Source organism: Nostoc sp. PCC 9305 (assembly GCF_963920915.1).
GTDB lineage: Bacteria > Cyanobacteriota > Cyanobacteriia > Cyanobacteriales > Nostocaceae > Nostoc.
Map to the genome: position 1 here is coordinate 15,131 of NZ_CAWUDN010000070.1, position 26,602 is coordinate 41,732.

At 42.3% G+C, this 26,602-nt stretch carries 26 protein-coding genes and 2 pseudogenes; 21 read left to right on the top strand and 7 right to left on the bottom strand.

Annotation, left to right across the window (positions count from 1 at the left end; translation table 11 throughout):
• Positions 1 to 214 precede the first annotated feature (214 nt).
• The 13 genes from ACM0OX_RS23380 (at position 215) to ACM0OX_RS23440 (ending at position 11,337) form a co-directional block, all read left to right on the top strand.
• Positions 215 to 712, top strand: coding sequence for an HNH endonuclease (locus ACM0OX_RS23380; RefSeq protein WP_094349059.1), 498 nt, complete (start codon positions 215 to 217; stop codon positions 710 to 712).
• 662 nt (positions 713 to 1,374) lie between these two features.
• A complete protein-coding gene (locus tag ACM0OX_RS23385) occupies positions 1,375 to 2,658 on the top strand; it encodes a DHH family phosphoesterase (RefSeq protein WP_414517375.1) in 1,284 nt (427 codons plus the stop codon).
• Between the two features lie 101 nt (positions 2,659 to 2,759).
• Entirely contained in the window at positions 2,760 to 3,011 is a 252-nt protein-coding gene (locus tag ACM0OX_RS23390; RefSeq protein WP_414517376.1) for a UPF0175 family protein, read from the top strand.
• A 297-nt stretch (positions 3,012 to 3,308) separates the two neighbouring features.
• On the top strand, positions 3,309 to 4,559 hold the full coding sequence (locus ACM0OX_RS23395) for an HNH endonuclease (protein ID WP_414517377.1): 1,251 nt from the start codon (positions 3,309 to 3,311) through the stop codon (positions 4,557 to 4,559).
• 31 nt (positions 4,560 to 4,590) lie between these two features.
• Positions 4,591 to 4,836 (top strand): hypothetical protein, encoded by a 246-nt coding sequence (locus ACM0OX_RS23400; RefSeq protein ID WP_414517378.1) that lies wholly within the window; start codon positions 4,591 to 4,593, stop codon positions 4,834 to 4,836.
• Positions 4,829 to 5,218, top strand: a complete 390-nt coding sequence (locus ACM0OX_RS23405; RefSeq protein WP_414517379.1) for a type II toxin-antitoxin system VapC family toxin — start codon at positions 4,829 to 4,831, stop codon at positions 5,216 to 5,218. Before ACM0OX_RS23400 ends, ACM0OX_RS23405 begins: the two co-directional genes overlap by 8 nt.
• 141 nt (positions 5,219 to 5,359) lie before the next feature.
• Entirely contained in the window at positions 5,360 to 5,854 is a 495-nt protein-coding gene (gene sixA / locus ACM0OX_RS23410; protein ID WP_414517380.1) for a phosphohistidine phosphatase SixA, read from the top strand.
• 108 nt (positions 5,855 to 5,962) lie between these two features.
• The gene (locus ACM0OX_RS23415) at positions 5,963 to 7,099 is read left to right on the top strand and encodes a citrate synthase (RefSeq protein ID WP_414517381.1); all 1,137 of its coding nucleotides are present in this window, start codon (positions 5,963 to 5,965) and stop codon (positions 7,097 to 7,099) included.
• Between the two features lie 385 nt (positions 7,100 to 7,484).
• A complete protein-coding gene (gene nuoH, locus ACM0OX_RS23420) occupies positions 7,485 to 8,603 on the top strand; it encodes an NADH-quinone oxidoreductase subunit NuoH (RefSeq protein ID WP_194045704.1) in 1,119 nt (372 codons plus the stop codon).
• A 153-nt stretch (positions 8,604 to 8,756) separates the two neighbouring features.
• Positions 8,757 to 9,341 carry an NAD(P)H-quinone oxidoreductase subunit I gene (gene ndhI / locus ACM0OX_RS23425; RefSeq protein WP_190890175.1) on the top strand — a complete coding sequence of 195 codons (585 nt, stop codon included), beginning with the start codon at positions 8,757 to 8,759 and terminating at the stop codon, positions 9,339 to 9,341.
• 89 nt (positions 9,342 to 9,430) lie between these two features.
• Positions 9,431 to 10,045 (top strand): NADH-quinone oxidoreductase subunit J, encoded by a 615-nt coding sequence (locus ACM0OX_RS23430; protein WP_414517382.1) that lies wholly within the window; start codon positions 9,431 to 9,433, stop codon positions 10,043 to 10,045.
• Positions 10,046 to 10,104: 59 nt separating this feature from the next.
• Entirely contained in the window at positions 10,105 to 10,410 is a 306-nt protein-coding gene (nuoK, locus tag ACM0OX_RS23435) for an NADH-quinone oxidoreductase subunit NuoK (RefSeq protein ID WP_006199065.1), read from the top strand.
• 6 nt (positions 10,411 to 10,416) lie between these two features.
• On the top strand, positions 10,417 to 11,337 hold the full coding sequence (locus ACM0OX_RS23440; protein WP_335196969.1) for an NAD(+) kinase: 921 nt from the start codon (positions 10,417 to 10,419) through the stop codon (positions 11,335 to 11,337).
• A gap of 194 nt (positions 11,338 to 11,531) precedes the next feature.
• Here the strand turns inward: ACM0OX_RS23440 and ACM0OX_RS23445 are convergent, their stop codons facing one another.
• Both ACM0OX_RS23445 and ACM0OX_RS23450 read right to left on the bottom strand, forming a co-directional pair.
• A complete protein-coding gene (locus tag ACM0OX_RS23445) occupies positions 11,532 to 11,879 on the bottom strand; it encodes a pentapeptide repeat-containing protein (RefSeq protein WP_414517395.1) in 348 nt (115 codons plus the stop codon).
• A pseudogene (locus ACM0OX_RS23450) lies at positions 11,871 to 12,251 on the bottom strand (pentapeptide repeat-containing protein); the annotation flags it as partial. The pseudogene ACM0OX_RS23450 and the gene ACM0OX_RS23445, both read right to left, overlap by 9 nt.
• Here ACM0OX_RS23450 and ACM0OX_RS23455 point away from each other — a divergent pair.
• Positions 12,184 to 12,453 (top strand): pentapeptide repeat-containing protein, encoded by a 270-nt coding sequence (locus ACM0OX_RS23455; protein WP_414517397.1) that lies wholly within the window; start codon positions 12,184 to 12,186, stop codon positions 12,451 to 12,453. The pseudogene ACM0OX_RS23450 and the gene ACM0OX_RS23455 overlap by 68 nt on opposite strands.
• Here ACM0OX_RS23455 and ACM0OX_RS23460 read toward each other — a convergent pair.
• A pseudogene (locus tag ACM0OX_RS23460) lies at positions 12,348 to 13,301 on the bottom strand (pentapeptide repeat-containing protein); the annotation flags it as partial. The gene ACM0OX_RS23455 and the pseudogene ACM0OX_RS23460 sit on opposite strands and share 106 nt — an antisense overlap.
• 545 nt (positions 13,302 to 13,846) lie before the next feature.
• Here ACM0OX_RS23460 and ACM0OX_RS23465 point away from each other — a divergent pair.
• Complete coding sequence (locus ACM0OX_RS23465) at positions 13,847 to 16,867, top strand: zinc-dependent metalloprotease (RefSeq protein ID WP_414517385.1); 3,021 nt, start codon at positions 13,847 to 13,849, stop codon at positions 16,865 to 16,867.
• Between the two features lie 328 nt (positions 16,868 to 17,195).
• Here ACM0OX_RS23465 and ACM0OX_RS23470 read toward each other — a convergent pair whose 3' ends face one another.
• The 3 genes from ACM0OX_RS23470 to ACM0OX_RS23480 form a co-directional block, all read right to left on the bottom strand.
• Entirely contained in the window at positions 17,196 to 17,492 is a 297-nt protein-coding gene (locus ACM0OX_RS23470) for a type II toxin-antitoxin system RelE/ParE family toxin (RefSeq protein ID WP_414517386.1), read from the bottom strand.
• Positions 17,489 to 17,719, bottom strand: a complete 231-nt coding sequence (locus ACM0OX_RS23475) for an addiction module protein (protein WP_414517387.1) — start codon at positions 17,717 to 17,719, stop codon at positions 17,489 to 17,491. The genes ACM0OX_RS23470 and ACM0OX_RS23475 overlap by 4 nt, the downstream gene beginning before the upstream one ends.
• Positions 17,720 to 17,871: 152 nt before the next feature.
• Positions 17,872 to 18,606 (bottom strand): DUF1995 family protein, encoded by a 735-nt coding sequence (locus ACM0OX_RS23480; RefSeq protein ID WP_414517388.1) that lies wholly within the window; start codon positions 18,604 to 18,606, stop codon positions 17,872 to 17,874.
• A 235-nt stretch (positions 18,607 to 18,841) separates the two neighbouring features.
• Between ACM0OX_RS23480 and ACM0OX_RS23485 the strand changes: the two genes are divergently transcribed.
• The 4 genes from ACM0OX_RS23485 to ACM0OX_RS23500 all read left to right on the top strand — a co-directional run bounded on the left by ACM0OX_RS23485 (position 18,842) and on the right by ACM0OX_RS23500 (position 23,392).
• Positions 18,842 to 19,654 carry a DUF2382 domain-containing protein gene (locus tag ACM0OX_RS23485; RefSeq protein WP_414517389.1) on the top strand — a complete coding sequence of 271 codons (813 nt, stop codon included), beginning with the start codon at positions 18,842 to 18,844 and terminating at the stop codon, positions 19,652 to 19,654.
• 477 nt (positions 19,655 to 20,131) lie between these two features.
• Positions 20,132 to 21,037: a DUF2382 domain-containing protein gene (locus ACM0OX_RS23490; RefSeq protein WP_414517390.1), complete on the top strand. Its 906-nt coding sequence runs from the start codon at positions 20,132 to 20,134 to the stop codon at positions 21,035 to 21,037.
• Positions 21,038 to 21,412: 375 nt separating this feature from the next.
• Positions 21,413 to 22,288, top strand: coding sequence for a YsnF/AvaK domain-containing protein (locus tag ACM0OX_RS23495; protein ID WP_414517391.1), 876 nt, complete (start codon positions 21,413 to 21,415; stop codon positions 22,286 to 22,288).
• Positions 22,289 to 22,477: 189 nt separating this feature from the next.
• Positions 22,478 to 23,392: an ion channel gene (locus ACM0OX_RS23500; protein WP_414517392.1), complete on the top strand. Its 915-nt coding sequence runs from the start codon at positions 22,478 to 22,480 to the stop codon at positions 23,390 to 23,392.
• A gap of 20 nt (positions 23,393 to 23,412) precedes the next feature.
• Here ACM0OX_RS23500 and ACM0OX_RS23505 read toward each other — a convergent pair whose 3' ends face one another.
• Positions 23,413 to 23,607 (bottom strand): hypothetical protein, encoded by a 195-nt coding sequence (locus ACM0OX_RS23505; RefSeq protein WP_414517393.1) that lies wholly within the window; start codon positions 23,605 to 23,607, stop codon positions 23,413 to 23,415.
• Between the two features lie 245 nt (positions 23,608 to 23,852).
• On the opposite strand from ACM0OX_RS23505, the gene ACM0OX_RS23510 reads away from it, so the two are divergent.
• Positions 23,853 to 25,568 (top strand): alpha/beta hydrolase, encoded by a 1,716-nt coding sequence (locus tag ACM0OX_RS23510; RefSeq protein WP_414517394.1) that lies wholly within the window; start codon positions 23,853 to 23,855, stop codon positions 25,566 to 25,568.
• A 298-nt stretch (positions 25,569 to 25,866) separates the two neighbouring features.
• On the top strand, positions 25,867 to 26,602 hold a 736-nt coding region (locus tag ACM0OX_RS23515), incomplete at its 3' end, for an IS4 family transposase (RefSeq protein ID WP_414517398.1).

Consider the following 26,602-nt stretch of genomic DNA (forward strand, 5'->3'; position numbering starts at 1 on the left):
TCACTCCTTTCTTCTCTACGAGACGCTGCGCGATTGCGTCAGTCTAAGTAATGATTTTAATCAAGTGATAAATTTGACTTCATAACTCCTAACTCCTAACTCCTCACTCCTAACTCAATTTCCAAATTCTCCCGAAAGTATAATTTCTTCTCATCTCCCTAGCAGGGTGTATTTGTGTTAATATATTGTAAAACTCATACCCTGAGCGCAAATAATGGGGAAGGTTTTAGTCTTAAACGCCTCTTACGAACCTCTCAATATAACGAGTTGGCGTCGTGCTGTAGTTCTTTTAATCAAGGGCAAAGCAGAACGCGTGGAACACAACGGTAAATTTCTGTACACGGATTTCCCGTTGCCGACCGTAATCCGGTTGCGTCACTATGTACGCGTTCCTTATAAAGAAATCCCTCTAACTCGCCGAAATATATTGCACCGTGATGGTCATGCCTGTCAATACTGTGGTTACACAGGGGATGAATTGACACTAGACCATGTAATACCGCGATCGCGCGGCGGAGGCGATACTTGGGAGAATATTGTTACCGCTTGTGTCCGTTGCAATGTCAAAAAAGGCAGTCGGACTCCCCACGAAGCTCACATGCCTTTGCGTCATCCCCCGCGCCAACCTTATAGCAGTCTCTATTTCGAGGTTAGCAAACATCTTAAGAGTGGACTGCATACAGAGTGGCAAAAGTATGTTATAGGTCTTTGAGCCAAAAATCAGAGGAGCAAAGGAGAAAGTAGAAATACCCTCTTTCTTTGGGAAATAGCCAATAACTTTAGTTATGGAGTGTTAAAAAATTGGTGGCTATATGGCTTGCAACGAAAGCGATTGATCAACTATCAAGCTTTTAAATTTGTTGTATGTATATAGAGTTTCCCTTTTGCTCTTTACTCCCCCTGTATTTTGCCCTTTTCCATTGGACTTGACTCTAAATTTTCAGAATTTTCAAAGGGGATAGGAAACACGCATTGTTCATCAAAAATAATTGTTAATTGCTCAATAGTCACAATAATGAGATATTAAGCATAAGAATATTTCAAATATCAAGGACTAATCCTAAAGTATAAGATAGAAAGTATACCCTAAGTTAGATAAAAATCCGTTTAATTCAATTTACGAGAGAGAACAAAACTCCTAAAACATATTTATGCTGCCAGATACAGCCCGATATCCTAAACTTCCTTGCTGTATGCCCTTTAGTGGAAGTTAGTTGATTGTTGAGCGCTGTTACTGGCAAGAAATATACTTAGATGTATAGTGCAATGTCTTGATATTTTTGCGAAGATCGTAATTAATGTGGCTAAATTCAGGGAATTGCTGCTCGTAGTATTTCTGAATTAAAGGAGCCTCACACTTTAAAAAAGTTCCCTATGTACTTTAATTCTCCCGTTACTCAGTTTGAGAGTTTGTCATTGACCACAGAGCCAAACCCAGAGGAACCTGAAATCGAGAAAGCGCCAGTGGAAGTTGCATTTAAAAGCCCGTCATTACCGCCATCGGTAGGTGATGGGGCTATATATCTCAGTCACCGTGGTAATTCTCTGGCACAACAAAAGTCAGAAGAACTGCAAAAAACCCTATTGGCACACCGACACGATCGCCAACTGGTAATTCTGCAAGATTTTCCTGACCCTGATGCCCTTTCCTGTGCCTGGGCTTACCAGTTAATTGCCCAGCAATATGATATCAAATGTGAAATCATTTATGCTGGCGCATTGAGCCATCAAGAAAATATTGCCTTGGTAAGGCTGACTAATTTACCTATCCAACGCTGGACAACCCAAACCTTGAAAACAAAAGATTTGTCATCTTATCAAGGTTTTGTGTTAATTGACAACCAGGGAACCACTTCCCAACTACTGTCATCGGTGCAGCAGGCTGGAATTCCTTTAGTGGTACTCATCGACCATCACAGTATCCAAGGCGATTTGCAATCAGAATTTGAGGATATTCGTCCTTATGTCAGAGCGACGGCAACAATTTTTACTCAATACCTCCAAACAGGATTATTAGCATTAGATAGCAGCATAAATCAACACGTCAAATGCGCCACTGCCTTGATGCATGGCTTGCGATCGGATACAAATCGGCTCATGCAAGCGCAAGAAGAAGACTTTATGGCAGCGGCGTATTTAAGCCGATTTTATGACGCTCAACTGCTGAATGCCATTTTACAGGCCAACCGTTCCAAGCGGGTAATGGATGTGATCGAGCGATCGCTGAAAAACCGTATCGTCCAAAATAACTTTTCCATTGCCGGTGTTGGTTATCTACGCTACGAAGACCGTGATGCCATCCCCCAAGCGGCTGATTTTCTCGTCACCGAAGAAAACGTTCATACCGCCGTAGTTTACGGCATTGTTCACGATGAAGACGATGAACTGGAAATAGTCATCGGCTCCCTGAGAACCAGCAAACTCACGCTTGACCCCGATGAATTCATCAAAGAAGCCTTTGGTCAAGATAGCACAGGGCGCTTTTTCGGTGGTGGAAGGACAAGCGCAGGCGGCTTTGAAATCCCGATGGGCTTCTTATCTGGCAGTAACGAAAATTCCGCTTATGCGAAAATGAAATGGGACGTATTCGACGCTCAAATTAAGCAAAAACTGCTGAGATTAGTTAATCCCAGAGATAACCCGATTCAGTCGGAGTAGAGGCAGAGGATAAGGCAAACTCGTAACTCATGCTGGAGTCAAAGTGTTTGGTTATATGAGCGCGTTATTATGATCCTAAACAAAGCAGCGCATATATTATCATGTACCAACTCACTTTGACTATTCCAGAAGAAACTGTATTGGCTCTCAATGTAAAACCAGAACAGTTACAAGGTGAAGTTCTTCTGGCTGCTGCTATGAAGTTATACGAACTTGGCAAACTCTCTTCAGGAGCAGCAGCTAATTTAGCGGGTATTCCCAAAGTTGTATTCCTTTCACAACTTGCAAAATATGACATCAGCACCTTCAAACTCACTGAGGCTGAACTGATTAAGGATTTAGTTCGTGCCTAATGTGATTTGTAAAGGAAGAATGCCATGAACTCTACAGAACTGCAAATGTTACAAACTCTGTATGAGCAAGATTTTTGTGCGTGGGCAGAGAAGACAGCAGAGCTTTTGCGATCGCTTGTATGTTTTCTGTCGATGAGATTTTAGACTTAGACTTTTATCCTAATGCTGACGAATAATCGTAAAGTTATTTACCCTCTAACAAGCGCTACTCATAGTCTAAATTAAGTAAAAATACGGCTTAAATTTAGTATGATAAATGGCTAGCATCATGATAATCATGAGCGGTCAATTTTATTTATGATGGAAACTATAATTTTTCTTTGCAACGGTGAAGCAAAATATAACAGTGGACAAGGAATCATTAAAAATAGTAAACTTCCTGGCTTTATAAAGTCAGAAATTTCATCAGGAGAATACTACGAAACATTCTGGAGTTGCTCGAATTCTAGATTCATACAGGTTGGAGATAGAGCCTACTTTCAGAGAAGCGGAAATACTGGCAATGAACCTAGTGGCTTTATTGCTGCTGGTCATATTATTGCAGCACCAAAAGATTATCAACTAAAGGTTTTAGATAGCAAAAAATATTCAGATTTAAGTGAAGCGTACATATCCGATAATGCTGGATGTTTTTTCGTTTACATTCAAATAGATTCAGTTGTTGATTTTGATTTCCCTCTGGAACAAAGGAATTTAAGAAGATTACCTCAATTTCAAGGTATAAATTTTAATTTTGGAGGTGGCGGTTGTAGATTCAATAGTAAAGCTGCTCCATTTTTAGATTCAGAATGGGAGAAGCATTCCCTAATACAACAAAGGCAAAGACGAAGACGTAGACTTGTTGACATTTTCTTTGAGCAAGGAGAGGATTTTAAGCAAAAAAAGGAGTATAAAGCTGCAATAGATGCTTATAAATTAGCCTTGGAAGTTGATCCAAAATATGTCAAAGCAATTAATAGAATAAGTTCTTGTAAATCAATTTTGGAGAAGATTGACAAAATGCTGAAGCCTCCAGAACCACCGATAGAACCGAAGCCTAAAATACTGCCGATTGATTCGGAGCTATTGCCGGAGACGAATGAACTATTGCCCGCAATAGAAGAGCTTGATAAGGAAAACTTCTTCACTTGTACAAGTGATGCTGAGGCTCGTCAAAAAATTGCTGTATCAATAGTTAGGAGACAAGGGCAATCACAGTTTCGTCAGTCTTTGCTGAAAGCATATTCTTACAAATGTGCAATTACAAATTTTGATGCTGAGGCTGCACTTGAAGCTGCCCACATTACTCCCTACATTGAAACTGAAAATAATCATCCGTCAAATGGTTTGTTATTACGTGCTGATTTGCATACCTTATTTGACTTAAACCTCATTGCCATTAATCCAACAACAATGATGGTGTATATTTCCCCTATTCTCCAAACCACTGAGTATCGAACAATTCAGGGAATAAAGCTACAGGTTCCAAAAGATGAAATCTGCCGTCCCAGCCAACAATTTTTGAAACAGAGGTTTCAGCAGTGTAAATGGTGTCAAAATATTTTATAGTTATCACCTTCAAATTTTTCAAGGCATAAGAATGACACAGCAAGAATTGTTGAATGAGTTTTTATCCCTTCCTCCTGAAGCACAGCGTCAACTCATGGACTTTATTGCTTTTTTGCGACAAAAATATGTAGTAGTTGAATTGGCCTCTCAGTCGCCAGATTTTGACTTGATAAATGATAGCTTTATTGGGATGTGGAGCGATCGCCAAGATTTAGCTGATAGCACTGCTTGGGTGCGCGGTGTTCGAGAAAATGAGTGGTCAAGGTCACATGACTAACTCAACGATAGTTGATACTGATATTCTAATTGATGCAGGTTGCGGTGTTATTGAAGCAGTAAAGTGTTTGCAAAATCTGAAAGCTAGTTCTGGCTTGGCAATTAGCATAATCACACAAATGGAACTAATGGTTGGTTGTCGTAACAAAGTAGAATTACAAACACTAGAAAATTTCCTCAAGCAGTTTTACATCATTAAGATTGACCAGGCTGTATCTGACACAGCAGTTGATTTATTGCGGTCTTATCGGCTCAGTCATGGTTTGCTCATTCCTGATAGTCTCATTGCAGCTACAGCAATAGTGTGGAATTACCCATTTATTACAAAAAACCAACGGGATTACAGATTTATTCAAGGTTTAAACCTATTGCCATATCCATAACACTTAGAATATCTAACGCCGCACTGTACCGGACAGATGGCAGATCAATGAATACGTAATAATGATTAAGATTAGGATAGGTTAAGTCACACCAAACATAACTCCTAACTCAGCACGGGCTACGCTAATAAAATTAAAAGTATGGAACTATATTTAATTCGTCATGGCATCGCCGAAGACAAGGGATTAGGCATCAAGGATGAGGAGCGCAGCCTTACCAAAGAAGGAAGGCAAAAAACTGAGAAAGTTGCCCAGAAACTTGTTAAATTAGGTTTAAACTTTGATTTAATTCTCACCAGTCCCTTAGTGCGGGCCCGCCAAACGGCTGAAATCCTGATAGCAGAAAAACTAAGCTCCCAGTTAGAGGAATCTAGCTACCTCGCCCACGATGGTCAAATTTCTAGTTGGCTAAAAGACTGGTTAGAACCAAGAAATTATTCCCAAAATACCCAACTGGCACTGGTTGGACACGAACCTGATTTGACCAGTTGGGCAGAAATTCTCCTGTGGGGAGAAGTCAAAGCAAGCTTAGTCTTGAAAAAAGCAGGTATGATTGGGATAAAACTACCAGAAACAGGTTCTCCTTTGGGTCGGAGTCAGATGTTTTGGTTGACACCACCCAAGTACCTGCTATAACAGTTTTTCAACATTTTCGATTGTTGTTAGAACGGCTACTGTTATGGCGACAATAAATTTCTGGTAAGTTAGCTTGATCAGATATTTCACAAAGCGAATGGTGTTGCCATGATGGTGTGCGAATACAAGCCTGGTTTAGAAGGCATTCCCGCCGCCCAATCAAGTATCAGCTATGTTGATGGGCAAAAAGGAATACTAGAATATCGTGGCATTAGGATTGAGGAATTAGCAGAAAAAAGTACTTTCTTAGAAACTGCTTATCTTTTAATCTGGGATAAACTGCCAAGCAAGGAAGAACTGGAAACATTTGAGCATGAAGTTCGTTACCACCGGCGGATAAAATACCGCATTCGGGACATGATGAAATGCTTTCCAGAAAGCGGCCACCCAATGGATGCCTTGCAAGCCTCTGCTGCGGCTTTAGGTTTGTTTTATTCGCTCCGGGATTTACATAATCCTGCCTATATTCGAGATTCAGTAGTACGGCTGATAGCAACTATTCCGACGATGGTGGCGGCCTTCCAACTGATGCGAAAAGGCAATGACCCGGTGCGTCCCCGTGATGATTTAGACTATTCGGCCAACTTTCTATACATGCTCAATGAGCAAGAACCCGATCCTCTAATGGCGCGGATTTTTGATATCTGCTTGATACTTCAAGTCGAGCATACAATGAATGCTTCTACCTTCAGTGCCAGGGTGACAGCTTCCACCTTGACCGATCCTTATGCTGTGGTTGCTAGTGCTGTAGGAACTTTGGGCGGGCCCCTGCATGGTGGAGCCAATGAAGAAGTAATTCAGATGTTGGAAAAAATTGGCTCTGTGGAAAATGTCCGTCCCTACATAGAGAATTGTCTGCAAACTAAATCTAAGATTATGGGCTTTGGACATCGTGTGTATAAAGTAAAAGACCCACGAGCCATAATTTTACAAGGTCTAGCAGAACAACTGTTTGAGAAGTTTGGCTATGACAAGTTCTATGACATTGCTCAAGAAATGGAACGAGTGGTAGAGGAAAAACTCGGTAGTAAAGGGATCTATCCAAATATTGACTTTTACTCTGGTTTAGTGTATAGGAAGATGGGTATTCCTACAGACTTGTTTACGCCAATATTTGCGATCGCCCGTGTTGCCGGTTGGTTAGCCCACTGGAAAGAACAACTAGCAGAAAACCGGATTTTCCGTCCTACCCAGGTTTATAACGGTCTGCACGAAGTTACTTATACCCCAATTGACCAACGCTAACAGGGGATTGGGCAGGGGCATTGGGCATTGCGCATTGGGTATAAGAGGCAGAGGGGCAGAGGGGAAAGACTTACTACAACTTCTCCTCTGCTCCCCTGCTCCCCTGCTCCCCTGCCCCCCTGGTCTCTTGCTCCCTTGCTCCCTTGCTCCCTTGCTCCCCTGATCCCCCATCCCTCAATAGCCAATCTCAATGCCAACCATAAGTAGAATTCTCATCTCGCTTCAGGGTGGTCAAACCATCCAACGATATACTAGGCATGGGAATTGGCAACAAATCTTCAATCGGACGTCATCACAGCAAAAATTATAAATGGGTGAATTTACAGGTATTAATTTAACTAATAGTTGTAATTCACCATGACTCGATGTCTTAAAGAGCGGAAACATGAATTCAGGAATTGACCTCCAAGGAACTTTTATTGAATCCCTCCGGGATTTAGGTATACCAGCAGGAACAGCCAAAGCGATTTGGATGCCGCTGCCAATGATACTGATGCTGATTGGGGCAACAGTGGGGGTATTAGTTGCTACTTGGTTAGAACGGAAAATTTCTGCCTCCGCACAGCAGCGAATTGGGCCAGAATACCAGGGGCCTTTTGGGTTGCTAGTGCCTGTAGCGGATGGTCTGAAGCTGGTATTTAAAGAAGATATAGTACCAGCCAAGTCTGACCCCTGGCTGTTTACCCTTGGCCCCATTATTGTTGTAATTCCGGTATTTCTGTCGTTCCTGATTGTGCCCTTTGGACAGAATATCGTAATTAGCAATGTGGGCATGGGTGTATTCTTGTGGATTGCCTTGTCAAGCATTCAACCCATTGGCTTGCTGATGGCTGGCTATGCATCTAATAACAAATACTCCCTCTTAGGGGGCTTGCGGGCAGCAGCACAATCTATTAGTTATGAAATTCCTTTGGCGCTGGCAGTGTTAGCGATCGCTATGATGTCTAATAGCCTCGACACCGTTGATATTGTCAATCAGCAGTCTGGCTATGGCATTCTGGGCTGGAACATTTGGCGACAACCAATTGGTTTTCTGATCTTTTGGATAGCTGCCCTCGCTGAATGCGAACGATTACCCTTTGACTTACCCGAAGCGGAAGAAGAAATCGTCGCCGGCTATCAGACTGAATACTCAGGCATGAAATTTGGTCTGTTCTACCTGGGTTCATACGTTAACTTGATCCTTTCTTCCTTACTAGTAGCAATTCTCTACCTGGGCGGTTGGGACTTTCCTATTCCCCTCAACCTCATCGCTGGTTGGCTGGGAGTCAGTGAATTAAATCCCGTGTTCCAGATAGTAACTGCGGCTTTGGGTATCACCATGACCGTGTTCAAAGCCTATTTACTAGTGTTTGTCGCCATCCTGTTGCGCTGGACAGTGCCACGGGTACGGATTGACCAACTGTTAGATTTAGGATGGAAGTTTTTGTTACCAGTTGGTTTGGTTAATCTCCTATTAACTGCCGCCTTGAAACTAGCCTTTCCCTTCGCCTTCGGCGGGTAATGAGAGAGTTAGGAGTTATAAGTTATGAGTTATGAGTTATGAGTTATGAGTTATGAGTTTTTAATTAACTCCTCATTCCTCACTCCTAGCTCCTCACTCCTAACTCCTCACTCCTCACTCCTAACTTTTATCACCTGAAGAGAGAGACACAAAATGCTAAAGTTCCTAAAACAAGTTGGTGATTACGCCAAAGAAACGGTACAAGCTGCGCGTTACATTGGTCAGGGTCTTTCTGTCACCTTCGACCACATGCGGCGGCGTCCAATTACTGTACAGTACCCTTACGAGAAACTAATTCCTGGCGAACGGTTTCGCGGTAGGATTCACTTTGAATTTGATAAGTGCATCGCTTGCGAAGTTTGCGTTCGCGTTTGTCCAATTAACCTGCCTGTAGTCGATTGGGAATTCGACAAAGCCAGCAAAAAGAAAAAACTCAACCACTACAGCATTGACTTTGGAGTTTGTATCTTTTGCGGTAATTGTGTGGAATTTTGCCCCACTAACTGTCTATCTATGACAGAAGAATATGAGCTTTCCACTTACGATCGCCATGAATTGAATTATGACAGCGTGGCGCTAGGTCGTCTGCCGTATAAAGTAACAGATGACCCAATGGTGACACCACTACGCGAACTAGTTTACCTACCTAAAGGCGTCCTCGAACCTCACGGACTACCCGCAGATGCGCCACGTGCAGGTGCGCGTCCAGAAGACTTGGTAGAACAAACAGAAAAATAAATGTCATTTGTCATTTGTCCATTATCCTTTCCTAATGACCAATGACCAATGACTAATGACCAATGACAATTGACTAAGGACAAAAAACAGTGAATCTAGCAGAAGGAGTACAGTTAGTATCACTTGGCATACTGGGCGTGATGATGATTGGGGCAGCCATTGGTGTGGTGCTGTTTTCCAACATCGTCTATTCTGCCTTTTTGCTGGGGGGTGTGTTCATCAGCATAGCGGGAATCTACCTGTTGCTAAATGCTGATTTTGTTGCAGCTGCACAAATACTAATTTACGTTGGGGCGGTTAACGTGCTGATTTTGTTTGCCATTATGTTGGTGAACAAGCGGCAAGATTTTGTAGCATTTCCTAACTCTTGGGTGCGGAAAGTACTGACGGGTGTAGTCAGTGTAGGATTGTTTGGTCTTTTAAGTACGATGGTACTGGCTACTCCTTGGGCGTATTCAACCGCTCCTGTAGCCGGTGGTGAAAGTTCTATAGTTTTGATTGGCGAACATTTCTTCACTGACTTTTTACTACCTTTTGAATTAGCTTCCATTTTGCTGCTGATCGCGATGGTAGGAGCAATTATTTTGGCACGTCGTGAGTATTTGCCAGATCAACTGACACGATCCAATGTGGGGCAAACTGTTTTGACTTTACAAGAACGCCCCAGAGAACTAGTATCAACAACCAGCGAAACAAAAGAATAATATTTGCGACCGGAATCGCAGATAAACAGCCAGCTTTTTCAGGAGGGATACCCAGATTCATGCAACTCCAGTACTTTTTATTACTAGCAGCAGCTTTATTCTGCATTGGCATCTACGGTTTAATTACTAGCCGCAACGCTGTGCGGGTACTGATGTCAATTGAATTACTGCTCAATGCTGTTAATCTGAATTTAATGGCATTTTCCAACTTCCTCGACTCAACATTAATTAAGGGTCAGGTTTTCACAGTATTTGTGATTACCGTGGCCGCAGCCGAGGCGGCGGTGGGTTTAGCGATCGTGCTGGCCATTTATCGCAACCGCGATACCGTCGATATGGAGCAGTTTAATCTCCTGAAGTGGTAATTGTGCGTGCAACTCAAGCAGGTAATCATTGCTTATAAAGCGCGGGATGCCCGGAGTAAACAATGGGCAGAAATCTGTGCTAAACAACTAGAAAGCCGCGATTGCCAAGTGTTGATGGGGCCTAGCGGGCCGAAAGACAATCCCTATCCAGTCTTTTTGGCTTCGGCGGGTCAACCAATCGATCTCGCTTTGGTACTCGGTGGCGATGGTACTGTTTTAACTGGTGCCAGACATTTAGCCCCAGCTGGTATCCCAATTCTGGGAGTGAATGTGGGAGGCCATCTGGGGTTTTTAACTGAGTCAGTGGAAGAGTTTCAGGATACAGAGAAAGTTTGGGATCGACTGTTTGAGGATCGCTATGCTATCCAACGACGGATGATGTTGCAAGCTGCGGTGTATGAGGGTCATGGATCTAATTTAGAACCAGTGAGCGAACGTTACCTGGCTTTGAATGAATTCTGTGTCAAACCCGCCTCCGCTGACCGAATGATCACCTCAATTCTGGAAATGGAAATCGATGGTGAGGTAGTCGATCAATACGTCGGGGATGGGTTAATTATTTCCACTCCTACAGGTTCCACAGGTTACACCGTTTCTGCGAATGGGCCCATTATGCATGATGGTATGGAGGCGCTTACCATTACTCCTATTTGTGCAATGAGCCTTTCTAGTCGTCCCCTCGTTTTACCCCCTGGTTCTGTAGTGAGTATTTGGCCTTTGGGGGATTACGATTTGAGTACCAAGTTGTGGACAGATGGGGTTTTGGGAACTTCAATTTGGCCCGGACACCGTGTTGATGTACGAATGGCAGAGTGTCGGGCTAAATTTATTATTTTGCGCGAGAACAATTCCTACTATCAGACGCTACGGGAGAAGTTGCTGTGGGCAGGTACAAGGGTTCACTACAACAATAATCACCGTAATTAATTAAGTATTTTAGAGTGCATTTACCGCAGATTGCGTAGGCGTAGCCCGTCGTAGACATCGCGTAACGACCGTAGGCGATCGCAATCAAAATTACCCAAGCCCCTGGATTTATCTGGGGGCTTTCTACTTAAGGAGAGAAACCTATACATAAATGTATTGGCTTTTTAAAGTTTAGGATAAAATCTCGCCTCACCTTAATTCAGTCCCAGTTCTTCCTTCAACGCCTCCGGTATATTAACTGCTGTTTCTAATCCCCGCACTCCTTCCCACTGCTGCTTTTTACCCCAGATCATCTCTTCTAGATTGGCGTCGCTAAGGTCTGCACCACCGAGAATGGCGTAACTGAGGTTGCTATGGCTAAGATCCGCACCGTTGAGGATAGCACCACTGAGGTTACTGCCACTGAGGTTAGCACTGTTAAGGTTGGCATAGCTGAAATCTGTGCCAAACAGGATAGCGTCGGTGAGGTCAGCGCCACTGAGGTCGGCGTCGTTGAGAATCACGCCGCTGAGGTCAGCTTCGTTGAGAATTACCCGACTCAAATCTACGCCGCTGAGGTCGGCACCTAAGAACATTGCACCGTTAAGTCTGGCATTATTAAGTTTGGCACCGTTAAGTTTGGCATAGCTGAGGTCTGCGGCAACCAGGATAGCATTGCTGAGGTTGGTACTGAAAAGAATTGTGTCACTGAGGTTAGTACCGTTGAGGATGGCGTGACTCAAATCAGCACCACTGAGGTCGGCGCGGCAAAGGTCAGCGTGGCTAAGGCTGACGCTATTAAGATTGGCTTCACTCAGATTTGCACCGAAAAGGATAGCGTTACTTAGGTCAGCATGGCTGAGGTTAGTGCTGCTAAGGTCAGCGCGGTTGAGGTCGGCGCGGCTAAGGTCGGCGCGGCTAAGGTTGGTATTGCTAAGGTCGGCGCGGTTGAGGTCGGCGCGGCTAAGGTTGGCACAGCTAAGGTTAGCACCACTGAGGTTGGTGCTACTGAGGTCGGCACTGCTGAGGTTAACACCGCTGAGGTTGGCGCCGCTGAGGTTGGCATCGCCGAGGTTGGCACCGCTAAGGTTGGCTCCACTGAAGTTTACGCCAGTTAAGTTGGCATCGCCGAGATAAGCAAGGCTTAGGTCAGCACCGCTAAAGTCTGCCCCGGTAAGGTTGGCATCGCCGAGGTAAGCACCCCTAAAGTTGCCGCCTTTGAGAAATTGTCCAACTATACTGCTAAAGTTGCCAATTTCCAGGGCATCGCTATAATTAATAATCCGCAGCAGTTGGGATGTGAAAAAATTGTCTGTGTCCGGTTGGGCGGATGGATAGAAGATGATTTTTTGTTTGAGTTCATCTTGCCCTTGAGCGTAACGGTGTAACTCTAATAATAAAATCAGTACGTTCAGCCCTGTATATATGTCTATCTGTCTCAAGCCGATCGCAATATTTTGTGCCGCTAGCTTTAACTTTGTTTTCTGAGGCAGGTTATCATCTGGTGTGCCATCAATAAATTCTCCCTGACACCAGCGACGATAAAAATCTTCTAGCCGCCCAAAAAGCAATTCTGGACGAATTTTTTGACCAGTCACAACCAATTCCATTAGTTGGTTGACTACTTCAGGTTTCAGGGCAGCATTGCCCAATAAATCATAAATCTCTTCATACATCTGGCGATCGCATACTTTAAAGCAAAACCCAGTGGATAAAGTGCCCAATGTGCGATCGTCTATCTGAGAACTCAAACCGTTCTTTGGTATTGTCCATTTTTCTAAGCTTTTTTGCAGTCTTGGAGAGTATAAATATTCCTGCAAATTATCTTGTGCGAATCTAACGCTTTTGTCTGGTTCTTTAATATTTTTTCCTAGAGGTAAAACTGCTTCAGTTTCTAGCGATGTGGTCTTTGGCATCTCTTGTAACCTTGCACCACTCACATAATTTCTCAGCAGCTGCCAAACTTGAGATAAATATGTTGACATTTTTGTTTCCGTTGTTACATTTAAATAACTGTTTTTGATAATCCTGAATTAAAAACTTTTCTATGGTAGTTTGCTTTGCATTCACAACAATCAATAGTATAAATAAATACTATAGTAAAAAAATCATGAGTTGGCGATATTTAGGGTAGGCTACTTCTGATGAATTTGCCAATGGCGTTTCTGAATGGCGGCTTCTCGCTCACCTGTAGTAGCCTTAAGCTTCCTCTCATAATATAAATAAAGTGTTAACTTCAAAATTATTTCCCAGCTCAACTAATTCTATGATTTAGCTAATTTGTGATACTTTTTCTGCAATAAATTTCCCAGTCTGATGTAAAAATCATACTTACTGTTTGTAGGAGATGCAATTGTTAGAAAAAATCCTACACTAAAACAGCATAACAAAGCTGAAAAATGGCAATTAAAATTTAAACTGAAAGTTTATTGCTTAATATAAAGCAGCTAAGATAATCGCCAGAGGGCAAGCTATATGGCTTTGCAAAAGTTAAAAATTAACGAGAGATAGTTATCAGGTAATGAATGCGATGAACAGATTAACCTTTTATATGATTTTGTTACATAGTTTATTTTTAGGAATAGCCACAGCTAGCGCTAAGTCACCGTTTGTTAACAATGTTGATACCGCCAAGCATATTGTTGGAGAAGATGTGGTTACAGTCAGAAGTGGAGAGAAATTCAATAGTCAGTTATCGACAGAAACTTCTTCAACGAAAATCTCAGCCTTATCATCAAATAATATTAATATTCCTCAGAAACAGAGGCTAGCGTCAAATCAAGTTTGGGTAGTTAATCCAAATAAACACGCAGAGCCTCAACCGTTTATTTGGATAGTAAAAAACCTGAAACAAGCAGGTCAGCAACCATTTTTACAAGTTGAAAACCCCTTAGAGAAAGCAAATGCAAAGCCTAGTACAACCGCAAAACCAGCAGCAAAGGATGATTTAGAGCCATTTAACGAAGTAATTAAAAACACCCAAAAATCTGGGGGATTGTTCACCCTTTATCGTAATAAAGAAAAGAATAAGATTTATCTAGAAATTAAGCCAGAACAACTTAATAAAAATTACCTAGCTACGGCAACCCTGGAATCGGGTATTGGCGAACAGGGTATTTACAGTGGTATGCCTCTGCAAGATTTTTTGTTTTATTTCAAACGGGTGGATGATAAATTACACTTTGTGATCCGCAATGTGAATTTTCGCACTCGTGAGGGAGATCCTCAGGTGCGATCGCTGACGCGATCGTTTAGTGATTCTGTTCTCTACACCATTCCCATTAAAAGCATTCATCCAGAACGCAAAACTATTCTCATTGACTTGGAAGATTTACTACTCACAGACTTAGCTGGATTGTCTGTAGGTTTAGGAGTTCCAAAAACCACAAGCCAGTCCTATTTTGGTACTGCTAAAGCCTTTCCCCAAAACTTAGAAGTCGAGTCAATTTTGAATTACTCTAGTAGCGTTGACCCCAACAGTGAAGTGACAAACTTTGGGTCGCTAGCTGACAACCGTGGCTTTACCCTGCGCGTTCACTACAGTTTCTCCCAACTACCCGATCTAGATTATCGACCGCGCCTTGCTGACGATCGCATCGGCTATTTCATCACCGCCTACCAAGATTTATCCAAAGACGACGATCGCGGCGATTCTTTTGTCCGCTACATAAATCGCTGGCATTTAGAAAAACAAGACCCGAAAGCAGTCATTTCTCACCCCAAAAAACCGATTGTTTTTTGGATTGATAACGCTGTGCCCTTAGAATACCGCGATGCGATGAAAGAAGGCGTTCTCATGTGGAACAAAGCCTTTCTCAAAGCCGGATTCAAGGATGCAATTGAAGTCCGCCAAATGCCAGATGATGCTACCTGGGACCCGGCAGATATTCGTTACAACACGATTCGCTGGATAAACACAGTCGATGGCTACTTTGCAATGGGGCCATCTCGCGTTAACCCATTGACAGGGGAAATTTTAGATGCAGATATTCTCGTAGATGCTAGCTTTATCCGGGCACTCAAGGGTGAATATCGCAAAATCGTCCAACCCAGCCAAACAGAAAATCACACGACTTTATCAGCTTTGATGCAAAATCGTCTACTTTGCGCCAATGGTTTAGATGGGAAAAACAATGGTGTCCCCCAGAAGATGCAAGGACAACAAGGGTTGTTGAATCGTTTATCGAAAATGGCAGGCGAGTACGATTTATGCTATGGCATGGAAGCTGCTAACCAGTTTGCCTTTGGTTCACTGGCAATGTCTCTGCTGCCTGATACTATGGCTACTCCAGACAAGGTAAAAGAATATATTAATCAATATTTACGTTTAATCATCGCTCACGAAGTTGGACATACTCTTGGTTTACGTCATAACTTCCGTGGTAGTACATTGCTACCACCACAGGAGATGAATAATACAGAAGTTACCAAAAATAAAGGTCTGACAACTTCTGTCATGGACTATATTCCCCCAAATATTGCCCCTCAAGGTACAAAACAAGGAGATTATTTTCCGAGTATGGTGGGGCCTTATGATGAATGGGCAATTAAGTACGGCTACACAACAATTCAGACATCAACTCCTCTAGCAGAAAAGCCAATTTTGGAGGAAATTGCTGCACAATCCTACAAGCCAGAGTTGAGTTATTCCACAGATGAAGATGTATATGACCTTGACCCCACAGCTAATGCTTGGGATAACAGCGGTAATGTGCTGCTTTATTCTCAGTGGCAATTGAATAATTCGCGGGTGATGTGGGAACGTCTGGATAAACGTTTCCCAATGGCTGGTGATAGTTACAGCGATGTCAGCGAACGTTTTAGCACAGTATTGGGTAACTATTTCCAGCAAATATATTTCACCACAAAATACATCGGGGGACAATCTTTCTATCGCATTCACCCCAGCGAGCTACCTGCCGAGAAAGTCTCTGGAGTTCTCCAACACCGTTTACCATTTGAACCAGTACCAGTTGAAGAACAACGCCAAGCTTTAGAAACGCTGCAAAAATATGTATTTGCAGAAGATGCCCTGAGTTTTTCACCAGAATTACTCAATAAATTAGCACCTTCTCGTTGGCGACATTGGGGTAGTTCTCCACAAGTTGGTCGTTTGGATTTTCCCATTCATGACTTGGTGCTACTAATGCAAGGTTCTGTGTTGCGAGATTTACTCTCAGGCGATCGCCTCTCTCGTCTCAAAGATATTGAACTCAAAACTCCCGAAGGAAAAGCGCTGACTTTACCAGAACTATTTGACACTTTACAATCAGGTATTTGGACGGAAGTTATCCAACCAAAAGGTAAACCAATGAAAATCGCCAGTTTGCGGCGAGGCTTGCAGCGTCAATATTTGGACATTTTGACAGATATGGTATTGCGAAAAGAAAATGTTCCAGAAGATGCTCGTACTTTAGCTTGGTATAAACTAAAGCAACTTGATGAAAAACTTAAGGGGGTTAATTCCGAGGATGAATATACCAAAGCGCACTTATTAGAAACGCGCGATCGCATCGAGAAAGTTTTAAACGCCCCATTGCAAGCGAATTAAAAAAGTGAGGAGTGAGAAGTTAATAGTAAAATTTCTCACTTCTCTTCTTTTCCTATGATTTTGGCAAAATATATTGATTATGCTGTGGGATAAAGGCTTTTTGCTTAAGTCTTATTGAATTTACAAAAGCAAGTTTTCACCGCCCACAAAAACCTTTCCAAGAAATTTGTATGTAAAGTTTTGTATCAATATTTAACATTTCTGCACCGAAGCATAAATATCAAATACCATTGATGCCCCTAACTCTGATATGCACACTGACTCCAAAAACCCCCTTCCTTGAGTCGTCCTCCATTCTGAGTGCAAGCGCTATTTAGTCCACTGTCAACTACTCTCGATCAACCCAGTATTGCGGTTTACGCTTGTGGTGTGCGACTGCCAAAATACGAATCCGATCGTCTTCTAGAATACGATACAACAAATAATATGGAAACTTGGGCAAAATCAGGCGGCGAAGGGAGCCTCGAACTTTTGAACCAGCTTCTCGATATTGGATGAGGAAGTTTACTGCGTGTTCTATTTCTCCAAGATACTCCAGCCCAAGTCCGGGTTTTTGCTCTTCGTAATAGGCTACAGCATCAATTAATTCTTGCTCTGCTAAGGGATGAAATATAACGTTTGTCATTGCACAGATGCACGAATTTGCTGAAAAACTTTTTCGGCAGAAATACCACTTAATTTACCGCTATCCATTTCTCGATCGCGCAGTTCAGCTTCCTCTGCCCAAATGGATGCAACTTCTCGATCAATTTCGCCACTTTTGCCCAAATGTTCAAGGAGTCGAGCCAGTAGTGCCGCTTGAGAGTCTTTTGGAAGTGCCAAAACTTCAGCTTCAAGGTTTTCAAGTGTCATAGCTATTTAAGAGTTTTCTAGCGAAGTATTCCGATCATACTTTAGATCATTCGCTCTACATGTGTTGCACCGTTGACAAAAGGTATATCAATAGAAAACTTACCGAGGAGGCAGCAGGCGATTAAGTTTCCTCCTGCTACCTCTGCATTATCCTAACTACTCAATGCTTTTAAGAAGCGTTGCAAACTCTTAAATACACTGGGCTTTCTCACAGGTGTCGCGTCTGTTGTTGTTCGCGGTTGTCCTTTTAAAACAATGAGATCCAAATCATCACCAGATGGTTTTGTGGGTAATTCGGCAATTCTTTGATATTCGCCACCGGTTTCCAGCCAAACTTCCCACTGTCCTGGGTAGCAACGATATAGGGCACTTTCATCGTCTATGGGGCGCACGTAATAAGCGGATTCAATGGTACTGATAAAGCGATCGCGGATTTTTCTCGCTGTATAACCAATGCCCACGGTTCCAGAATCTTCTAAGCGAGGATTTAACAAGACTAAAGGGCGATCGCCTATTACTTCACACAGCTTTTCCAACTGCGGCACTTCTACGGATGTGGGGGCGATGAATAAGAAAATTTCATCCTCTGGCTGAATTTTTGTCTGCAAAGAAGCAGCCCTACCCGTACCAATATCCAAAATTTGAAATGGTGCATCTGCCCAATCACGACGGGCTAGAGCCGCAGCGCCAGCGTCAGCAAAGAAAATCTTCAAACGGGAATCATAATCTGTAAATGCCGGCAGAAATTGTTCCGCCACCGGCATAAACTTCAGTTCTGGGAACAGGAACTCAACTTGTAAGCGAGTACAGCCATCTGCAAGGGCAGTTTGAACGGCTACGCGAGATTGGGCAATCGCATCTTCAAGAGTATTTGGAAGTTCACTCATAATCTGCATGGTTCTGTAATGTCTACTCCCATTGTTTCAGTATTGGCTCTTAATTAGGACTTACGCACACTAGATCGCCCAATCCCCTGAAAATGCAGGGCTGTTTCATTGAGTGTTCCTGTAATAATATAAATCCTCAAATATCTCCATTAAACTCAGTCGTCAGCAGGAGGATACTTAGCGCAATATTTTTTACACTAGAAAATAAACCTTATAAACAACTTAGGAACAGCGTATGCCTCTTCATAAACTTGAACATTTTGACCAAAATTATCGAGACACTTTTGGCGGAGACGATCTCAAAGCGCTGGATCTCTATACTGGCGGAGGAGACAGAGTTGGCTCAGTTGCTGACGTTTTAGTTGATGATGATGGTCATTTCCGGTATTTAATTATTGATATAAGCTTAGATTTTGTTAGCAAGAAAATCTTACTACCAATTGGTCTTTGCCGGATCAGTTATCCAGAAAGACGCGTCTATGTTGACGGGTTAAGCAGACAGCAAATAGAAGGTTTACCCGATCATACAGAAGACGCGATCATTAATAATGATTACGAAGAAAAGGTACGTAGTGTATTTCGTTCTCCAACCAGCGGTGTGACTTACGATCGCGATACATACAATTACCAAAAAGATCCAGATTTGTATGGGTTGAACGATCAATCTCATCAAACTTTTAGACTGTATGAAGAACGATTAATTGCCAGCAAACAACGCATCAAAACCGGAGAAGTAACGGTTGGGAAGCATATTGAAACAGAAACTGTAAACCTTACAGTACCCGTTCAAAAAGAACGAGTTCTAATTGAGCGAGTTACGCCAACAGAAGCAGGAAAGGTTGTAAATCCCAATGAACTTCAGTTTCAAGAAGGGGAAGTAGCACGCATAGAAGTGTACGAAGAAACTCCTGAGATACATAAAGAAGCGTTTGTGCGTGAAGAAGTCCGGGTGAAGAAAGTAGTAGAACGGGACACTGTGGAAGCACAAGACACCATTCGTCGAGAGGAATTAGATATTGATACTGCGGGCAATTTAGATGTGCAATAAACTGCGATCGCTAGACATGAGGCTATTTAATTAGCTGGCTCATCAATTTGTTTAGTAGATTTATTTGAAAATAATCATACAGGCAAAGTTAATTTTTCTCTTTGCCTGTGTTTATTTTATTCAATAACAAGATTCCCGACTTATAAGAAGTAGGGAATTTCACCATACAAAAAATCTGTATTTTTTGCATATAAAGATGCAAAACTTTGCGGTGAGAATTCTAATACTGAAATATATTATTATATCTGGCAAAATTCGTGTACTAAAGCTAGACATATCTTTACAAAAATAAAGTGAATGCTCTTAATTTCGTTTCTCTTCTCTAGTTAGCCACATCGATCAAAACATCAAAACTCTCTATAACTTTCGATTATTTAACTCTGGAAATAATTCATTCGGCAGAAGGATGTACAAAAATAAATAAATGTCTAGTTTAGATATTAAGAGATGACAAAAAAATATTTGAGGTTAAACATAATGGTTCTTTACAAATTAGAAGATTTTGAGCCTAGCTATCAAGAGAGTTTTGATGGTCATGACATTAAAGGGCTGGGTGTCTATACACAGGGAACTGATGAAAAAGTTGGTACTGTTAGCGATGTTTTAGTTGATGAAGAAGGTCATTTTCGCTATCTAGTTGTTGACTTAGGCTTCTGGATTTTTGGTAAAAAAGTATTACTACCAATTGGCCGCGCCCGTATCGACTATGATGTCGATCGCGTTTACACAATTGGCTTGACTAGAGAGCAAGCTGAAGATTTGCCTGAGTTCGATGAACGTCAAACCCTTGATTACGATTATGAAGAACGGGTGCGTGGGGTATATCGCCAACCCACAGACTACAACCTTCCTGTAGAAGCTGCAACACCATTAGACCCTTTAGCAGGATTAGATCCTTTAGGAGCGCCTGTAGCATCATTAGGTACAACTCCTACTTACGCCCGTGATAGCTACACTTATGATAATGAGCCTGCTTTATACGGGTTAAATGAGCAAGATCATCAAACTCTGAGATTGTATGAAGAACGGCTGATTGCCAGCAAACGACGCCAAAAAACTGGAGAAGTAACGATTGGCAAGCATGTTGAAACTGATACCGCACGGATTGCAGTGCCAGTAGAAAGAGAAAGAATAGTAATTGAACGTGTAACTCCAGCAGATGCGGGTACGGCTGTTTCTGGGCGCGAAGCAGACTTCCGTGAAGGCGAAGTTGCTCGCATAGAAATCCATGAAGAAACTCCTGATGTTCGCAAAGAAGCATTTTTGCGTGAAGAAGTCAGAGTTAGAAAAGTGGTCGATCAAGACACAGTTGAAACTCAAGAAACCGTGCGTCGTGAAGAGTTAGATGTGAATTCTGGTAATCTTCCCATTGAAGAACGCTAACTAAAAATAGTCATTAGTTAATCGCTAATGACTAATAATTAATTCTACACAGTATAGGTGAAGCAATTGAATTAGCTTGACCTTTGCTCACAATAGCTGATACCACTTACAATACTTTTTGGATAAACCCAACAATCTCTCTTTTGGTCTGGGGAAAGGTTAAAGGTAAACTCAAACCCTTTCTCTTTCCCCTTTCCCCCTGAACCGAAAAGTATTGATATCACTTAGAGTTTTTGATTGCAAATATTACTCTGGATATGAGTTGGATAAATCCATCGATCGCCAATACTTTCTAAATGGTATCCAGATGATTAATACATTTAATTTAGCTAAGTAGAAAGCAGTTAGTAAACTTTCCAGATGAATGGCCAAACTATGGCAAAAAATACTTTACAGGCAAAGGGTAATTCTCGCACTATCTCCTCGCTGGCAGATTTAAGAAAGAAAGTGAACAATTTTGCTGTGTTTGATAATCAAGGTCAGCTAGTAGGAGTAGTTCATGATTTAATTGTGGATGGTAATCGTCGGCTAAACCTCGTTGTATCGAACCAGGCTAATCAAAAAACTGTTGAATATAGCCAGCAGTTAGCTGACAAACATCCTTCTTTATTTCAGTTGCAGAGCCAGAGAATAAAAAAAATAGATAAGCCGACTCAATCTGTTTTCATAGACTTAAACAAATCAGAAATTGAATATATGCCTGAATATTTAGAATCAGAAACACCAGGCGATTTGAACTTAACTGAGCAAGTAGCTAACAATCAAACGACAAATAGCCCAGTTGAGTCATTAAATAATTTAGAACAGATTCCTGAAGAACAGATTATTCGTCTACTAGAAGAACGACTATTTGTTGAAAGCAGTAAGCGTAAAGTTGGTGAGGTAATTGTTCGCAAAGTAATTGAAACCCGGATGGTACAAGTTCCTGTCCGGCGTGAAAAGCTGATTGTGGAACAAATTAGCCCAGAACACAAACAACTTGCAGAAATTGATTTAGGACAAGAAGAAATTTCTGGGCTTGATTTGACCGAAGTCGAAAAACTTGAAGCTACACATAATAACGGTTTAACGGTAAGCGGCGAGTTTAGCTCACCTAAAATTGCTAATTTATTATTGAATGCGATCGCACTAGAGCGAAATAACGGCTGTAAGCAGGTGCGTGTTACCATCGCTGTTGAAGATGAGTCGCACCAGAAAAAATACCAGGAGTGGTTTGACCGCTGTTCTAAAGGTCAATCACTAAAGCCATAACAACAAGTTTATTATAAGTTTCTAGCAGATAAATTAGTAGGGTGGGCATTGCACACCCTATTTTTTTGCTGATTTAAGAACAGAAAGTTTAAATTTCCACTCTACACTCCCTAACTTGTCTAGAGTGAATGTCTCTAAAGCAACTTAATTTACAATACTAAGTAGTTGCCGTTCTTTTGGCTACTTGCAATGAAATTTCGACTGAAGAGACTTTCACCCAAGAAACGACAGCGTTTGATCTCACCGATTAAGATTCAAGTTAAAAATGGAAAATTTGAGATTATAGGTATGGGTGCATGGCATTCCTACTGGCGCGATCCCTATCATCTGCTGCTAACGATTCCCTGGACTGGCTTTCTGCTGCTGATTTGTACTTTCTATGTAAGTATTAATGCTCTATTTGCCCTCGCTTACTTGATAGGAGGAGATTGTATTGCCAACGCCCAACCTGGCTCTTTTTTAGATGTCTTTTTCTTTAGCGTCCAAACCCTAGCATCTATTGGCTATGGGGCAATGTATCCGAAAACAACTTACGCCAACATTATTGTCACGATTGAAGCAATGATCGGTTTGGTAGGAATTGCTGTGATGACAGGACTAGCATTTGCTCGGTTCTCTCGACCTACAGCCCGTGTACTCTTTAGCCGTGTTGCTGTCATTACAGCTCATAATGCGATGCCGACTCTGATATTTCGCAGCGCTAATAAGCGTCGCAATACGATTCTGGAAGCGCAGATGCGAGTCTACTTGATGCGCGACGAAGTAACCCTAGAAGGACAGTTCATGCGTCGGTTCCACGATCTCAAACTGGTGAGGAACCAAACACCTAGCTTCACGTTAAGCTGGTCAGTGATGCATGTCATTGATGAGTTTAGTCCTTTGTATGGGATGACATCAGAATCGTTAACCCAGACAAATACTATGCTGATTGTCTCTTTAAGTGGGATTGATGAAACGGTTGCCCAGGTCGTCCATGCCCGTCATAGCTATGGTGCGAATGACATTTTGTGGAACAATCAATTTGTCGATATCTTTCACCACACACCTGATGGACATCGCTACATTGATTACAACCACTTCCACGATGTTTTACCTTTAGAGTGAAGGCGTAAAATTCCTGAAAGTTACTCGGAAGTTTCATTGAGTGGTGGTTGTAAGGGTTTAACGACCACCCGGCCATTTTCAATTACAGTGCAATTTTTAACCGTGCTCTTACTGTGGTTAACTGGCACATCCTGGCACTGGTTTTGGTGGGAAATATTTTGCTCTTGTTGTTGGTTGAGGACGACAACACAACAGGCGCAGGAAGCAATGGACATATAACTTAATTTTGATCTCTATATCTATTATCGCGCTACTGATGCTGTTTGACTGAAAAATTTGCTACTCATGTATTTTGCTCGTTCAAAGCTCCTGTCAAATTTCTGGTAAGTACTTGCTTTATTGTGCTTGTAGCCTGTTTGATATATCTAAACCAATTAAACAGGAAAGCGGTTATAGATCCCGCCCCGCTTTCCTCCCTGCCCAAACAAGTTTAAGCAGGGTTAGATAGTGGGTTTTTCTAATGAAAAAATTTTTGAGATATCTGGGTTTAGGTTTGCTATCTACGTTCTTAACTGCTACTCCCGGATTAGGGGCTGAACGCATTAGCTTTTATTATCCTCCCTTCGGCGAATTTTCCTTATCGGTGGATTCGCTGGAAACCTTTGCTAAAGAAGGCAAAATCGATCAAGATTTTTCATTTTATGCTAACCGTGCGACTCCCGAACAACTCGCTCAACTGCGGGATCTACTCCAGCAGCGCTTTAATCTCACTCCTACACTAGTATCTCAAGTTACCTACTCACCGATAGGCGAGCAGTTGGTGCAACAACTGGGAAAATTACTTCTCACTGAGTCTCGAAAAAATGGCTTCTATGCCATACGCGCCTCTTTAATTTTGTCTGCTGCCGATCGACAAGAGGGGTTAACGGTTGTGAATTTACTGCGGAAATTTCCTAGCGATACTATACGGGTGAATTTCACAGAGGGGTTGAGGATAGTCGATGACTTGTCGCAATTGATTAAAAAAAAGGATGAAGTTTTTGCCTCTCTTCAAAAAGAAGCGATCGCTCAAGCAGCCACTGACAAAATTGATTTCTCCCAAAAACCAGATTTGCGATCGCCAGGAAAATTTACCTGGCAGAAAAAAAGCCTGGAGTTAAATGACATTTCTCGCTCGCGCCGTCTACCTGTGGATATCTATCTCCCTTCAGCAGGTTCACAAAACACTGGAGAATTATTCTCGCCTCCCTTTCCCCTGATTGTAATTTCTCACGGACTGGCCTCAGATCGCTCTACGTTTGTCTACTTGGCTGAACATCTAGCATCATACGGTTTTGCTGTTGCCGTACTGGAACACCCTGGTAGTAATGCCGAACGCTTTCAACAATATTTTGCGGGTTTGGCAGGGCCGCCAGATGCAGCAGAATTTGTCAACCGACCCTTGGATATCAAATATCTACTAAATGAACTCCAGCGTCTAGATAAATCCGATCCCACTCTCCAGGGAAAATTCAATTTTCAGCAAGTTGGGGCGATCGGTCAATCCTTTGGTGGTTATACTGTTTTGACTTTAGCAGGAGCCAATATTAACTTTGAGCAATTGCGCCAAGACTGTAATCCCGATAATTCATCCTTTAATTTGTCGCTGTTTTTGCAGTGTCAAGCAAACGAGTTACCTCCAAAGAATTACGAACTGAAAGACGATCGCATCAAAGCCATCATTGCGATTAATCCCATTGACAGCTCAGTTTTGGGTCAGGGGGGAATCAGTCAAATTAAAACTCCCGTCATGTTGGTAACAGGTAGCCAAGATGTTTTTGCACCACCCGTATTTGAGCAAATTCGCCCCTTTACCTGGCTTTCTGACTCCAATAAGTACTTGGCTTTGATTGAAAATGCCACCCACTTTTCAGCGATCGCCGAACCTACTCCTGAAAACGATGTCTTACCTGTGCCACCTGCCTTGCTGGGCCCCGATCGTGCTGCTGTTTATTCTTATCTCAACGCCCTCAGCGTCGCTTTTTTAGAAACCCATCTCCTCAACCGCCCTGAATATCGTTCCTATTTGCAGCCTTCCTACGCCACTTTTATCAGCAAACAGCCGCTTAATCTCAGTATTTTACAGTCGTTGTCGGTAGCTCAGTTCAATCAAGTTTGGAGTGGGTCAACTCCCCAGTCCAGCAAGCCATCAAATCCTCAACCTACTTCTACCCCTTATCAACCTTTGAGGCAATGAAACAGCCCTGTTGCTTTTGCAGGGGGATTGGAGGGATCAAAAGCCCTCACCCTAAGTCCCTCTCCTTTGGGCTACGGTGTATACAAGTCTTTGAGAGTTGCCTCACAGCGTTTAGATCCCCCCTAACCCCCCTTAAAAAAGCTACCGTGTATACACAAGTCGGATGTAAAGTAGGTGCAGAGGATTTTTGAGAAGCAAAAACTATGGATAATCCAATCTTAATTCACGCTTCGACGACACCAGGAACGGCATTTGGAGACCCAAGGCTGATAAAAAGGGGGCAGCATTATACGAGGCGATTCGTAAGCACCAATCGATAAATATCCGGCAAATCAGTCGAAATTGGGCAGAACAGATGGGTTATTATCGGTTTTTGGAGAATGAAAACGTAACACTATCAGAACTAGTACGTAGCCTTTCGGATGATTGCGAGTTTCATCTGGCAAAACGACACGTATTGGCGATTAGCGATACTAGCGAGATTAACTTGCAGTCTCATGCAGGTAGGCTGTCACCGCCAGGATTAGGAGTAGTAGGCAATAACACAGATGTGGGGTTTTATATCCATCCAACATTGGTATTAGATGGTGAGAGTGGATTTCCACTGGGGTTAAGCACAGTAAAACTGTGGAGCCGAGCTATAAACCATGCAGACAAACATCAACGAGACTATCAAAATTTACCAATTGAGGAGAAAGAATCTTACAAATGGTTAGCATCGGCAGAAAGTAGTAAGCGATGCTTTGAAGTGGGTGGAGCAAAAATGGTAACTCATATTGGCGACCGCGAATCGGATTTATTTGAAGAATTTGCAACTGTACCCAATAAAAACAATCATTTACTGATAAGAGCTTGCCAAGATCGTCGATTGTTAGGGCGGTCTGAATCACTATTCGACTACTTAAGTCAGCAGCCTTGTGAAGGTACTTATATAATTAACGTTCCCGCAGACTCACGTCGAAAGCGAATGCCAAGAGAAGCAATGCTTATTGTTCGTTGTGGACAAGTTGAGATTCAACGCCCCGATAAATTAG